10 protein-coding genes and 1 tRNA gene are annotated in these 13,358 nt (G+C 62.2%); 6 read left to right on the top strand and 5 right to left on the bottom strand.

Annotated features, from left to right (window positions below; all coding sequences use genetic code 11):
• Positions 1-95: 95 nt before the first annotated feature.
• The 4 genes from tig to CSQ92_RS06075 all read right to left on the bottom strand — a co-directional run bounded on the left by tig (position 96) and on the right by CSQ92_RS06075 (position 6,669).
• Entirely contained in the window at positions 96-1,436 is a 1,341-nt protein-coding gene (gene tig, locus CSQ92_RS06090; protein WP_070256539.1) for a trigger factor, read from the bottom strand.
• 717 nt (positions 1,437-2,153) lie between these two features.
• Positions 2,154-2,236: transfer RNA gene (locus tag CSQ92_RS06085), tRNA-Leu, on the bottom strand.
• A gap of 174 nt (positions 2,237-2,410) precedes the next feature.
• Positions 2,411-5,509, bottom strand: coding sequence for an efflux RND transporter permease subunit (locus CSQ92_RS06080; RefSeq protein ID WP_099393531.1), 3,099 nt, complete (start codon positions 5,507-5,509; stop codon positions 2,411-2,413).
• Positions 5,506-6,669 (bottom strand): efflux RND transporter periplasmic adaptor subunit, encoded by a 1,164-nt coding sequence (locus CSQ92_RS06075; RefSeq protein WP_099393530.1) that lies wholly within the window; start codon positions 6,667-6,669, stop codon positions 5,506-5,508. Before CSQ92_RS06075 ends, CSQ92_RS06080 begins: the two co-directional genes overlap by 4 nt.
• 288 nt (positions 6,670-6,957) lie before the next feature.
• On the opposite strand from CSQ92_RS06075, the gene hpnC reads away from it, so the two are divergent.
• The 6 genes from hpnC to CSQ92_RS06050 all read left to right on the top strand — a co-directional run bounded on the left by hpnC (position 6,958) and on the right by CSQ92_RS06050 (position 12,011).
• Positions 6,958-7,839 (top strand): squalene synthase HpnC, encoded by an 882-nt coding sequence (gene hpnC / locus CSQ92_RS06070; protein ID WP_099394599.1) that lies wholly within the window; start codon positions 6,958-6,960, stop codon positions 7,837-7,839.
• Between the two features lie 46 nt (positions 7,840-7,885).
• Positions 7,886-8,719, top strand: coding sequence for a presqualene diphosphate synthase HpnD (hpnD, locus tag CSQ92_RS06065; RefSeq protein WP_058050483.1), 834 nt, complete (start codon positions 7,886-7,888; stop codon positions 8,717-8,719).
• Positions 8,712-10,091, top strand: coding sequence for a hydroxysqualene dehydroxylase HpnE (gene hpnE / locus CSQ92_RS06060; protein WP_099393529.1), 1,380 nt, complete (start codon positions 8,712-8,714; stop codon positions 10,089-10,091). Before hpnD ends, hpnE begins: the two co-directional genes overlap by 8 nt.
• Positions 10,092-10,221: 130 nt before the next feature.
• Positions 10,222-10,377: a hypothetical protein gene (locus tag CSQ92_RS29005; protein ID WP_161789615.1), complete on the top strand. Its 156-nt coding sequence runs from the start codon at positions 10,222-10,224 to the stop codon at positions 10,375-10,377.
• Positions 10,378-10,396: 19 nt separating this feature from the next.
• Positions 10,397-11,194 carry a DUF1700 domain-containing protein gene (locus tag CSQ92_RS06055; protein ID WP_231958248.1) on the top strand — a complete coding sequence of 266 codons (798 nt, stop codon included), beginning with the start codon at positions 10,397-10,399 and terminating at the stop codon, positions 11,192-11,194.
• 10 nt (positions 11,195-11,204) lie between these two features.
• Positions 11,205-12,011 carry a head GIN domain-containing protein gene (locus tag CSQ92_RS06050; RefSeq protein ID WP_034787287.1) on the top strand — a complete coding sequence of 269 codons (807 nt, stop codon included), beginning with the start codon at positions 11,205-11,207 and terminating at the stop codon, positions 12,009-12,011.
• On the opposite strand, the gene CSQ92_RS06045 is transcribed toward CSQ92_RS06050, so the two are convergent.
• A complete protein-coding gene (locus tag CSQ92_RS06045; protein WP_099393528.1) occupies positions 11,998-13,248 on the bottom strand; it encodes a TIGR03862 family flavoprotein in 1,251 nt (416 codons plus the stop codon). The two genes, CSQ92_RS06050 and CSQ92_RS06045, sit on opposite strands and share 14 nt — an antisense overlap.
• Positions 13,249-13,358: the final 110 nt, after the last annotated feature.

The raw sequence follows: 13,358 nt of genomic DNA, 5'->3' as shown, positions 1-13,358 counted from the left end.
TTCGCACAGCTCCGCTTCTCAGCCACAACTCCCATCCGCTCGCTACGGTTTTATCAGGTGTTAAAAGCTATCATGGCATCCCAATACCAACTGGTTTACGCTTGTGCGTTGCTTCCCATCAGTTCGTCGAAAGCAACTGCTTTCGTCGTGACTTTCGACAGGCCCAACACGTAGGTGACGACGTTTTCTTCCAATACAAGGGCTTCGATCTCACCCAGACGACGACGGTCGCTGTAGTAGTACTTCAGCACTTCGCGTGGATCTTCGTAGCTTTGGGCGAAATCTTCGATTTGCGCCTTGACTTGCTCAGGCGTAGCCTGCAGCTTGTTGTCGCCAACCAGTTGCGACAGGATCAGGCCCAGGCGTACGCGACGCTCGGCTTTTTCTGCGAACAGTTCTGCTGGGAAAGGCACGTCCTTGACGTTCATGCCGCGCTGCGCCATGTCCTGGCGGGTCATTTCGGCCAGGCGCTCGGAATCCTGAGCGATCAGCGTTTTTGGCACTTCCAGCTCAGCAACTTTGATCAGCGCGTCCATGACGGCTTCCTTGTTGCGTGCTTTTACGCGGCCAGCGACTTCACGTTGCAGGTTGACTTTGATGTCTTCGCGCATTTTGGCCAGGTCGCCATCGGCAACGCCCAGCGACTTTGCGAATTCGGCATCGACTTCCGGCAGGTGCGCCCATTCCAGCTTTTGCAGCGTGATGGTGAACGAAGCGGTTTTGCCGGCAACGTCTTTACCGTGGTAGTCCTCTGGGAACGACAGCGGGAAAGTCTTCGACTCGCCTACTTTCAGGCCCAGGGTCGCTGCTTCGAATTCTGGCAGCATGCGGCCTTCGCCCAGCACGAAAGCGTAGCCTTCAGCTTTGCCGCCTGGGAATTCAACACCGTCGATCGAGCCGACGAAGTCGACGGTCACGCGGTCGCCGTTGGCAGCGATCGGCTCACCGCCGTCGCCGTGTTCGCCAGCTTCGCCCTTGGTGTGGAAGTGCACGCGCTGCTTGCGCAGGATGTCGATGGTCTTGTCGATTTCGGCTTCCGACACGTCGGCTTGCACGGTTTCGATTTCAACGGCCGTCAGGTCGCCGATGGCGACTTCCGGATACACTTCGAACGTTGCGTCGAAAGCCAGCTGGCCTTCGGCTGCTTCTTCTTTCGGCACGATGTTCGGGAAACCGGCCACACGCAGATTGTTTTCGTTGGCGGCGTCGTTGAACGCGCGGCCGACTTTGTCGTTCAGCACTTCGGATTCAATTTGGTAGCCGTATTGTGCTGCGACCATTTTCAACGGCACTTTGCCCGGACGGAAGCCCGGTGCCTTAGCCGTACGGGCTTGCACTTTCAGGCGCTTCTCAACTTCCGTGCGGACGTCCGTCAGCGGGAAGGAGATCGTGATACGACGTTCGAGTTTGCCCAAGGTTTCGACTGCAGTTGCCATGTAAAAAATCGTCCAAAAAATAAACACTGTTGGTGCGAGAAAAGAAGACCCGACCCCTTGCGCCATCACTGGCAACAAGACATGGGTCCAGCTTCACTCGCTCGCATATTCATCTGTAAAAGTACTGCAAGCAGGACAATGGACCTGGTCTACCCGGCTGAGGGAAAAACCCGCACCAGGCACCAAACAATCCGCCGCTTCCAGTACTGCGACAGGGCTCCGAGCGTCCAGCCTTGCTTCTAAGTAAATGCAGGGCCGGCCATCATTCGGTAAAGCGTGGCATTATAACAAAGGACTTCGGGAAAGTGGCTGGCTTTGCAGCCCGGCCACAGAGGATACCAGCGGCGGCGAATGAATCGCCACAGCCTGGGGGTGCCCTGTCTTTACTCTTGCCCCGGCATTCTTTATTTCGCCAGAGACAGGCTTTCCAGCCTGCTTCGTTCATTAGTATATGCGAACTGGCGCCCCGTCCGAAACAAAGAAATGCGCCCAGAGCGAAGATTTCGGGCAAAAAACCTTTGATTTACCTCAATTTGGCCATTTTTCAGGCAAATCTCCGCCCGGGCCCTTCCCTGCCGTCCGATCTCTGGCGAAAAATGGCGCGAACAAAGGCAGCCCGGATGACGGAAATACAGGAAAGGCAACAGGAAAGACGCCTGCAACGAGGCTGAAGAACAACTTGATGGTGCTGCACGTCCGGGCTGGAACAACCCGGATTGGTGCGGATGGGGAGACTCGAACTCCCAAGCCGAAGCACTGGCTTCTAAGACCAGCGTGTCTACCAATTCCACCACATCCGCATTTTGTACTACTTTGCACTGCTTGCCACAGGCGACTCCCTGATTTTAACAACTCGGGAGCGATCTGGCTACCGTGGACTCAACGAGCAAGCCCTCGGTAAAGCAAAGGCGGCATTCTACTGGATTTCCCAGAGGAATGCCGCCTTTTTTATACCCGCGCCCTGGCGCTGGCTGCTAGCCTTCTTTTGCGGTCGCCGGCTCCGGCTTCCTGACCCGGAACCAGGCCGCATACAGGGCCGGCAAGAACAGCAAGGTCAAGGCCGTCGCCAGGATCAGGCCCCCCATGATGGCGACTGCCATCGGCCCCCAGAACACAGAGCGCGACAACGGGATCATGGCCAGCGCGGCGGCGGCGGCCGTCAGCACGATGGGCCGGCAGCGGCGCACGGCCGAATCGATGATGGCGTCCCATGGGGCCGAACCATCGCGGATGTCTTGCTCGATCTGGTCGACAAGGATCACCGAGTTGCGGATGATCATGCCGAACAGCGCGATGACGCCCAGGTTGGCCACGAAACCCAGCGGGCGGTGCAGTAGCAGCAAGGCAAAGGCGGCGCCCGCCACGCCCAGCGGCCCCGTCAGGAACACCAGCAGGGAACGCGAGAAACTGTGCAACTGCAGCATCAGCAAGGTAAAGATGATAAAGATAGCCAGCGGCAAGTTGGCCGAGATCGACGCTTCTGCCTCGCCGCTGTCGGCCGCCACGCCCTTCACATTGATGCGGTAGCCGGCCGGCAACTTGGCCCGCAAGGCGTCCAGCTGCGGCGCCAGCTGCGTCGACACGGTGGCGCCCTGGATGCCATCGATCACGTCCGATTGCACGGTAATGGCCCATTCGCGCTTGTCGCGCCAGACGACACCCGGCTCCCACACGAAATGCGCGCGGGCCAGCTGCGAGATGGGTACGGACTTGCCCGTTGCCGTCGGGATATTCGTGTCGTTCAACACGGAAATCGTCGCCCGCTCTTCCAGCGGCTGGCGCACCTGGATGTCGATCAGCTTATTGTCTTCACGGAACTGGCCGATGACGGTGCCCGACAGAATCGTATTGGCCGCCTGCATCACCGTTTTCGAGGTGACGCCCAGCGCGCGCATCTTGTCCTGGTCCAGGTCCAGGCGCAGCACTTTCACCGATTCATTCCAGTTGTCGTTCACGCCCAGGGTGTTCGGATTGGCGCGCATGATGTCCTTGACCTGGTCGGCGATGGCCCGCACACCGGCCACTTCCGGTCCCGTGACGCGAAACTGCACGGGATACGGCACCGGCGGCCCATTCGGCAACAGTTTTACACGGCCCCGCACTTCCGGAAAATCCTTCTTGAAGACATCGACGATTTTCTGGCGCAGGCGTTCGCGGTCGGCCAGGCTCTTCGGCAAGACCACCACTTGCGATACGTTGGTCTGCGGGAATATCTGGTCCAGCGGCAGGTAGAAACGGGGGCTGCCCGTGCCCACATAGCTGGTCACGCTTTCCACGCCGTCGAGCTTGCCAACGAACGTTTCGAATTTCTTGACCTGCTTTTCATTCGCCGCAAAGGTCGTGCCTTCGGGCGACCACAGTTCCACCATCAGCTCGGGACGGCTGGAATCGGGGAAGAATTGCTTTTCGATAAAGTTAAAGCCATAGATGCCCAGCGCAAAGATGGCCAGGGTGGCGGCGATCGTCGTCTTGCGCCATTCCACGCACCAGGTGACGGCGCGGCGGAAGCGGCGGAAGTTCGGCGTATCGAACAATTCATGGTCGTTGTGCGCGTGCGGTTTCACTTTCAGCAAGACGTAGCCGATGTAGGGCGTGAAGACGACGGCCACCACCCACGAGATAATCAGGGCCAGCGCATTGACGGAGAACAAGGAGAACGTGTATTCACCGGCGGCCGACTTGGCCAGACCGATGGGCAAGAAGCCCGCCACCGTGATCAGGGTGCCCGTCAGCATGGGCATGGCCGTCGATGTGTAGGCGAAGGTGGCCGCGTCGAAACGCGACATGCCCTCTTCCATCTTGCGCACCATCATCTCGACGGCAATGATGGCGTCATCGACCAGCAAGCCCAGCGCGATGATCAGGGCGCCCAGGGAAATCTTGTGCAAGTCGATGTCGAGCAGGCGCATGAACAGGAAGGTGACGGCCAGCACCAGCGGGATGGTCAGCGCCACCACCAGGCCGGGCCGCACGTCGATGCGCAGCGGTTTCGTGTGCAAGCCCAGCGCGACGAAACTGACGGCCAGCACGATCAGGATGGCTTCGATCAGGGTATGCACGAATTCACCCACGGAGGCGGACACGGCTTCCGGCTGGTTCGACACGCGCTGCAGCTCTATGCCGACCGGCAATTCACTCTTCATGCGCGTCACCGTCGCCTGCAAGGCCTTGCCCATGTCGATGATATTGCCGCCCTTTTCCATCGACACGCCCAGGCCGATCACTTCCTTGCCATTGAAACGCATCTTGTCCTTGGGAGGATCGACGAGTTCACGTTTTACTGTGGCAAAATCACCAAGGCGGAAAGTCGTGCCGTTGGCGCGCAGTTCCAGGTTTTCCAGGTCCTTGACGGTCACCATGGCGCCCGTCACGCGCACTTGCAGATTGTCCGTCGGCGTCACCAGCACGCCGGTGGCGTTGATGCTGTTTTGCGCGGACAGTTGCTGCACGATGGCGTCGAACGGAATGCCCAGCTGGGCAAATTTCTTGTGCGAAAAGATGATATTGATCTTTTCATCCTGCACGCCGAACAGTTCCACCTTCGATACCTGCCCCACGGCCAGCAGTTCCTGGCGTACCTTGTCCGCGTAATCCTTCATTTCCGCGTACGTAAAACCATCGCCGGACAGGGCGAAGATGGAGCCGTACGTGTCGCCGAACTCGTCATTGAAGAACGGGCCCACGACGCCGGCCGGCAAGGTGCCCTGGATGTCGCCGATCTTCTTGCGCACCTGGTACCAGGCAGCCGCCGTTTCCTTGGGCGGCGCCGACTCGCGCAGCTCCAGCAGGATCAAGGTTTCGCCCGGCTTCGAATAGCTGGTGATCTCGTCGATGTACGGCGTTTCCTGCAGTTTCTTTTCCAGCTTGTCCGTCACCTGCTCGGCCATCTGCAAGGCCGTGGCGCCGGGCCAGTAGGCTTGCAAGACCATGGCGCGGAAGGTGAACGGGGGATCTTCATCCTGGCCCAGGCTGGCGTAGCTGAGCATGCCGCCGATCAGCAGCACGGCCATCAGGTAGCGCGTCAGCGGGATGTGTTCGAGCGCCCAGCGCGACAGATTGAAGCCGCCCTTCATTTGGCCGCACCCACGCTGACGGGGGCGGCGGCTACTTCAGGCTTGCTGGCCAGTTCGGCGCCGAGAATGGTCACTTTCTGGCCCGGCTTGAGCAGGTTGACGCCGGCCGTGACGACCGTCTGGCCTTCCTTCACGCCCGAGGTCAGCAGCAACTCATTGCCCGCCACGCCGCCCACCGTCACCGGCACGAGCTTCACGGCGCCGTTTTCCACCACCCACACGGAACTTTGCGATTTCTCATTGAACAGGGCCGTCAACGGCACCTTGATCTGCGGCGTGGTCGTTTGCGAGGCGAACTGCACCACGGCCGTCATGCCCAGGCGTGCCTGCGGCGCGTCCGGGATGCTGACTTTCGCCAGGTAGGTGCGCGTGGCGGCATCGGCCACGGGCGATATTTCGCGTATCTTGCCCGGCAACGCCTGCTTCGGGTCGGCCCACAGGCGCACCACCACATCCTTGACGCCACGCAAGGTTTCAACCTTATCTTCAGGAATGCCGATCACGACTTCCTTCTCGCCGCTCCTGGCCACTTGCACCACGGGCGCGCCGGGCGCCACCACCTGCCCCACTTCAGCCTCGATGCGCGTGACGACGCCATCGACGTCAGCCAGCAAGCTGGCATAGCCGGACTGGTTCGCCTGGCCCCGGTACAGGGCCTGGGCCGCTTCCACGTTTGCCTGCGCCGCCTTGTAGGTGGCATCCTTGCCGTCGAGCACGGCCTGGCTGACGAAGTTCTTCTCGCGCAAATCCTGGTAGCGCTTCAATTCCGCGCGCGCCAGGTCGCGGCTCGTCTCCGCGCTGACCAGCGAGGCCTTGGCCTGCGCCTGCGACAGCTGCAAGTCGACAGGATCGAGCTGCATCAGCACTTGCCCCTTCTTCACGCTGGCGCCCACGTCCACCTTGCGCGCCACGATCTTGCCGCCCACGCGGAAGCCCAGTTGCGATACGACACGGGGCACGACCTCGCCCGACAGCTCGGCACTCACGTCAACATTGCTGCTAGACAACACAATCGCGCGCACGGGGCGCACGTCTTCCACTTTGACGGCAGGCTTGGAACAGGCCGCCAAGGTCGTCGCCAGGGCTGCGGCGGCAATCAGCCGCAGGGCAGGAAGTGCGGAAGCGCCGGTCTCGCGGCGCAGGGTTTTCAGGGCAAACAAGGTATTTTCCTTTACTATGCGGGCTGTAATATTTTTATGCGGAGAAACTTTTTGCCTGTCCTTTGGGCCAGGCCAAACTTTTTCGCACGCGATATCCTTAAATTTGTGACAATATCAGTTTGGTCATGGCGGAAGTACTCTTCGCCTAATGACTTTCTGGTTATTAATTATAATCGTGCGTAAAAGTTTTTAGTGACTTATGCGTCATTAATCTTGAGACGTACAACGCCCGGCCACATTCCAGTGTTTGAAGGTGCCGGACAAACGCAAGACTAGAGAAGTGTGTTCATGCCTGTAGACCATTACGAAAATTTTCCTGTTGCATCATTTTTACTGCCGCGCCGCCTGGTGCCCGCCGTCGAAGCCATCTATGCCTTCGCCCGCAGCGCCGACGACCTGGCCGACGAAGGCGACGCCATGCCGGCCGAGCGCCTGGCGGCCCTGCACGCCTACGAAGAGGCGCTGGGCCGCATCGCGCGCCACGAAGGCCATGCCGGCGAGAACGCCGCCATGTTCGAACGCCTGGCCGCCGTCATTGCCAAACACCAGTTGCCGCTGAAGCCATTCCACGATTTATTGTCCGCCTTCAAGCAGGATGTGGAAACGACGCGCTACGCCAGCTATGACGACGTGCTCGATTACTGCGCCCGTTCCGCCAACCCCGTGGGGCTGCTGATGCTGCACCTGTATGGCGCGGCCGATGAACAGAATGTACGCGATTCCGATGCCATATGTTCAGCTTTGCAACTAATTAATTTCTTGCAAGACGTCGCCATCGACCAGCAAAAAGAGCGCATCTACCTGCCGATGGAAGACCTGACCCGCTTTGCCGTCTCCGCCGCCGCCTTCGAGCGGCCCGAGGCGCACGGCAAGTGGAGCGCCCTGATGCGCTTTGAAGTGGCCCGCACGCGCGCCCTGATGCTGTCCGGCGCGCCGCTGGCCCTGCGTTTGCGCGGGCGCATCGGCTGGGAGTTGCGCCTGGTGGTGCAAGGCGGATTGCGCATCCTCGAGTGCATCGAAGCCGTCAATTACGACGTGTTCCGGCGGCGCCCCAAGCTGGAGAAACGCGACTGGCTGATCATTTTCTGGCGCGCCCTGCGCATGTCGCGCAAAAGCTTGCATCAAGAGACACAAGTAAAAACGGCTATTCCACCGTCGCCCACTCTGTAAGACGATAGAATAGCGGCTTCGATCTGCAACCCTTGCTCTTTTGACTATGTCTCCCGACGAATACTGCCAACAAAAGGCCGCCCAGAGCGGCTCCAGCTTCTACTACAGCTTCCTGTTCCTGCCCGCCGAACGCCGCAAGGCCATCACGGCCCTGTACGCCTTCTGCCGCGAAGTCGATGACACGGTCGACGAATGCACGGACGAAGCCGTGGCACGCACCAAGCTGGTCTGGTGGCGCAAGGAAGTCAAGGCCATGTATGAGGGCAATCCCACGCATCCCGTGATGCGCGCGCTGCAGCCGCACCTGGACGTATATAAACTGGAAGAAAAGCATTTGCAGGCCATCATCGACGGCATGGAAATGGACTTGAACCAGACCCGCTACCTCGACTACCAGGCCATGAGCCGCTACTGCTGGCACGTGGCCAGCGTGGTGGGAATCTTGTCGGCCAGCATCTTCGGCGCGACCCGCCCGGAAACCCTGCTGTACGCGGAAAAGCTGGGCCATGCCTTCCAGCTCACCAATATCATCCGCGACGTGGGCGAAGACGCGCGCAAGGGGCGCATCTACCTGCCGATCAGCGAACTGCAGCAATTCAATGTGACGGCGGCCGACTTGCTGAACGCGCGCCACAGCGAAAACTTTGAAAACCTCATGCGCTTCCAGGTGGCGCGCGCGCAAAAGGCGTATGACGAAGCCTTCGCGCTCTTGCCGGCAGAAGACCGCCGCGCCCAGCGCCCGGGCCTGATCATGGCCGCCATCTACCGCACCCTGCTCAATGAAGTCGAGCGCGACGGCTACCACGTGCTGAAACAGCGCATCTCGCTCACGCCGATCCGCAAACTGTGGCTGGCCTGGAAGACCTGGGTTCGTGGCTGACAAGGCCGTGAAGCAGCGCTACGCCGTCATCGGTGCCGGCTGGGCTGGCTGCGCGGCGGCCATGGAACTGGCGCGCGCCGGTCACGCGGTGAGTGTATTCGAGGCGGCGCGCACCCTGGGCGGACGGGCGCGCCGGGTCGAACGCGAAAGCACTGTGCTCGACAACGGCCAGCACATCTTGCTGGGCGCTTACACGGAAACCTTGCGCCTGATCAAGCTGGCGGGGCAAGACCCGGACGAGCTGATCCTCACCCTGCCCCTGCAGATGCGCTATCCGGCCGGCTCGGGCGGCATGGATTTCATCGCCCCGCGCCTGCCCGCGCCACTGCACCTGGCATGGGCCCTGCTGCGCGCCCAGGGATTATGGCGCGCCGACAAGCTGGCCCTGATGCGCTTTTCCACGGCCATGCGGACGATGGGCTGGCAGCTGTATAACGATTGCTCGGTCAGCGAATTGCTGCAGCGCTTCGACCAGACGGACCGCCTGAACCGGCTGATGTGGCACCCGCTGTGCCTGGCCGCACTGAATACCCCGCCCGAGCGCGCCTCGGCCCGCGTCTTCCTCAACGTGCTGCGCGACAGCCTGGGCGCGAGCCGCCGCCGCGCCTCCGACATGCTGATCCCGAAGGCGGACCTGAGTGCCCTGTTACCCGAGGCGGCAAGCCGCTACGTGGTGCAGCATGGCGGTGCAGTCCGCACGGGCGCCAAGGTGACCGCCTTGCAGGCGCTGCCCGATGGCCGCTGGGGGCTTGATGACGGCGTCGATGACGGCGAGCACTATGATGGCGTGATCGTGGCCACCTCGTCCGTGCAGGCGGCCAGCCTGCTGCAAGGCTTGCACGACGCCCGCCTTGACGAAGCGGTGAACCGCATGCAAGCGTTCACGCCGGAAGCCATCAGCACCTGCTACCTGCAGTACGATGCCTCGGTGCGCCTGAACTTGCCGTTCTACGCCCTCGTCGATGCGCCGGAGCAACAGCACTGGGGCCAGTTCGTCTTCGACCGGGGCCAGCTCGACAGCAACCAGGCGGGCTTGCTGGCCGTCGTCATCAGCGCCTCCGGCTATGCCGCCGAGCAAGGCCATGGACCGCTGGCGCAAGCCATCGCGGCGCAGCTGGCCCAGGTGTTGCAGCGCCCAGCCCTGGCCCAGCCCCTGTGGACCCAGCTGATCACGGAAAAGCGCGCCACCTTTGCCTGCACGCCCGACCTGGCTCGCCCCGGCAACGCCAGCGGCGTGCCTGGCTTGCTGCTGGCAGGCGACTACACGGCCAATGATGACCGGACGCAAGACTATCCGGCCACCATCGAGGCCGCCGTGCGCAGCGGCGTGGCGGCGGCAAAGGCCATTACCACGGGCAAGGTGGCAAAGTAGACTTGACGGTGCATCCTCCCCTGGTGTCGCTCGCCCCCGCGAAATTGCATTCTGTCGCACCGCGCTGGTGCGCCCGCGTGCGCTTGGGTACAGTCTGATCATCGACAACGGCCATGCTACGGGGAATACCATGCACACCACCTTGCACTTGAAAAACAGCTTGAAAGCCCTGGCGCTGCTGGCTGGTGTGGTGCTGGCCACATTCATCGTCATTCACGCACAGCAGGCGCCACAGGCACCATTGCTGCTGAGCCAGGCAAGCATGCTGCTGCCGGCCATGGGCTGAAGCGGCGGACAGGAAGAATATGATGAACAAACAAGATTATCTCGACGCACTGCGGCGCGCGCTGGCAGGCTTGCCACCGGACCTGGTCGCCAAGACGCTCGACTATTACGAACAGACCTTCATCGAAGGCGCTGCGGCCGGCCGCAGCGAACACGAGATCGCAGACGACCTGGGCGACCCGAAAAAAATCGCCCTTACCTTGCGCAACAGCACGCACCGCCAGGCTTTCGAGCAAAAGAAAACCCCCGTCAACCTGCTGCGCCTGCTCGTCTCGCTGGTGGGCCTGGCCATCTTCAACCTGTTCATGGTCGTGCCTGCCGCCGTCTATGCAGCCCTGCTGGCTACCCTGTACGCCGTCGGCCTGAGCTTTTACCTGGCCGGCATCGCCATCACGGCCAGCGGTTTGTCCGGCGCCAACGAACTGGTGCTCGACGGTCCGCTGCGCCACGTCTTCATCCACGACGATGACGGCGGCGAAAACGGCGAACGGCGCGAAACGCGCATCACCATCGGCGACACGGGCATCGAAGTCGATCACCTGCCGGGCCGCTTGCAGCATGACCCGGCCGAGTCCGAGCCCGGGGCGCCCGGCGCTTCCTCGCGCATGATGGAGCGGGCCGAAGCGCTGGCCGGCGGGGGCATCCGCATCTCCACCGACATGGACCGCGATGCGCGCACCACGCAAACCGTCTTTGGCGTGGGTATGCTGCTCGGCGGCATCGCCATCTTCCTGCTCAGTCTGGTCGTAACGCGCTATACCTTGATTGGCATCAAGCGTTACGTTGCCATGAATGTTTCCCTGCTCAAAGGTCACTAGAAAGGCTGCCATGAAACGCTTGCTCAAAGTTGGCCTGTCCATGCTCTTGCTGGCACTGGTCCTGATCGCCATGTCGTATGCGGCGCTGCGCGCCAAGGGAATCAGCAATCCCAGCAGCGCCGCCGGCCGCGCCGTGCGCAGTGAAACGCGCCCGGTTTCCCCCAATATCAACAGCATCGACCTGGCAGGCCCCATCGACCTGGTGCTGCGCCGCGGCGCCACGCCATCGCTGAAGGTCAGCGGCGAACAGCGTCTGCTGTCGAACGTCGACACCACGCAGGATGGCACGACCCTGCATATCGGCCCGAAAGGCATGCTGTTCCACCACCGCCAGCCCCTGCAGGTGGAACTGGTGCTGCCCGCCCTCGTCCGCGTCGAAGTGCACGGCAATGGCGACAGCAAGATCACGGGATTTTCCGGAGACAGTTTCATCCTGGAATTGACGGGATCGGGCGATGTCAGTTTCACGGGACGCTACAAGCAGGTGCAAGCCACCGTCAACGGTAGCGGCGACCTCGACATCAATGGCGGCAACAGCGACAGCGTGGTGCTCGAAATGGTGGGCTCCGGGCGCATCGCCGCCAGCGGCAATACCAAGTTCCTGCGTGCTGACCTCAGCGGCTCAGGCGATATCGATGCCGAGCACCTGGCCGCCGACAAGGCCAGCGTCAGCCTGCAAGGCTCCGGCACGAGCACCGTCTTCGTACGCGACGCCAGCAACCTGACCCTGCGCGGCAGCGGCGACATCCACGTCCACGGCAACCCGCGCCAGCGCGAGACGCAGAAAAGCGGCTCGGGCGAAATTACCTGGCACTAACGTTCTCTTCCAGCCAACTGACCGCCTGCTCGCCGGCCGCCTTGCCTTGCGCCAGGCAGGCCGTCAGCAGGTAGCCGCCCGTCGGCGCTTCCCAGTCCAGCATTTCCCCCGCCAGGAACACGCCCGGCATGGCGCGCAGCATGCTGCCTTTGACACCGTCGAATTCCACGCCGCCGGCGCTGCTGATGGCTTCATCGATGGGGCGCGGACGCACAAGTCGGACGGGCAGCAGCTTGATGGCGTCCGCCAGCCTGGCTTCATCGGCGAAGTCGGCCGCGCTCAGGCATTCGCGCAGCAAGCCCGATTTCACGCCCTTGATGCCCAGACGGCTATTCAGGTGGCTGGACATGGAGCGGGAACCGCGCGGGCGCGTCACTTCCTCGAACACGCGTTCATGCGTGTGGTCGGGCGCCAGGTCGAGCCAGATGGTGGTGCTGCCCTCGGCGGCGATCTGCTCGCGCAGCGCGGCCGACAGCGCGTAGATCAGGCTGCCCTCGACGCCGCCCGCCGTAATGACGAACTGGCCCTGGCGCTTGATGAGCAAGCCATCGATGTCGCGCGCCGTGATGGCCACCGTCGCCAGCGGTTCGCCGGCATGGCGGCTGCTGAAATACTCGCTCCAGTCCACGTCGAAGCCGCAATTGGCCGGCGCCAGGGGCGCCACGGCCACGCCCTGCTCTCGCAGCAGCGGCACCCAGGCGCCGTCCGATCCCAGCCGCGCCCAGCTGCCGCCACCGAGCGCCAGGATCACGGCGTCGAAAGCGAATAACCGCTCGCCGTCCGGCGTGGCGAAGGCCAGCTGGCCGTCTTGCCAGCCCGTCCAGCGGTGGCGCATGTGAAATTGCACGCCCGCCTCGCGCAGGCGGTGCAGCCAGGCGCGCAGCAAGGGCGCCGCCTTCATGTCCGTCGGGAAGACGCGGTTCGAGGAGCCGACGAAAGTATCCACGCCCAGGCCGTGCACCCAGTCGCGCACCTTTTGCGGGCCGAACTGGTCCAGCGCCGGCTTGAGCCAGCGGGCCTGCCTGCCGTAGCGCGAGACGAAGGACTGGTAGTCTTCCGCATGCGTGATATTCATGCCGCCGCGTCCCGCCAGCAGGAATTTGCGGCCGACGGACGGCATGGCATCGAACAGCTCCACCCTGGCTCCCTGGTCGGTGGCAGCCTGGGCGGCCATCAGGCCGGCAGGGCCGCCGCCGATGACGGCGATGTGAAAGGGAGGAAGGCTGGAATGGGTCATGGCAAGCTGGAAAGACGGTGAAAACCCCGGCATTTTAGTCGAGATAAGGCGCGGGGATGGCAAGAATGCCGAAAAATGATGCATACTGCGCCAACATGCTGCAGCGATCG

Source organism: Janthinobacterium sp. BJB446 (genome assembly GCF_002735655.1).
GTDB lineage: Bacteria > Pseudomonadota > Gammaproteobacteria > Burkholderiales > Burkholderiaceae_D > Janthinobacterium > Janthinobacterium lividum.
This window is presented reverse-complemented; position numbering and strand designations above follow the sequence as displayed.

Coding starts and splice junctions, on each gene's coding strand:
- tig (WP_070256539.1), bottom strand. CDS start 1,436: ATGGCAACTGCAGTCGAAACCTTGGGCAAACTCGAACGTCGTATCACG.
- CSQ92_RS06080 (WP_099393531.1), bottom strand. CDS start 5,509: ATGAAGGGCGGCTTCAATCTGTCGCGCTGGGCGCTCGAACACATCCCG.
- hpnC (WP_099394599.1), top strand. CDS start 6,958: ATGCCTGTAGACCATTACGAAAATTTTCCTGTTGCATCATTTTTACTG.
- hpnD (WP_058050483.1), top strand. CDS start 7,886: ATGTCTCCCGACGAATACTGCCAACAAAAGGCCGCCCAGAGCGGCTCC.
- CSQ92_RS29005 (WP_161789615.1), top strand. CDS start 10,222: ATGCACACCACCTTGCACTTGAAAAACAGCTTGAAAGCCCTGGCGCTG.
- CSQ92_RS06055 (WP_231958248.1), top strand. CDS start 10,397: ATGATGAACAAACAAGATTATCTCGACGCACTGCGGCGCGCGCTGGCA.
- CSQ92_RS06050 (WP_034787287.1), top strand. CDS start 11,205: ATGAAACGCTTGCTCAAAGTTGGCCTGTCCATGCTCTTGCTGGCACTG.
- CSQ92_RS06045 (WP_099393528.1), bottom strand. CDS start 13,248: ATGACCCATTCCAGCCTTCCTCCCTTTCACATCGCCGTCATCGGCGGC.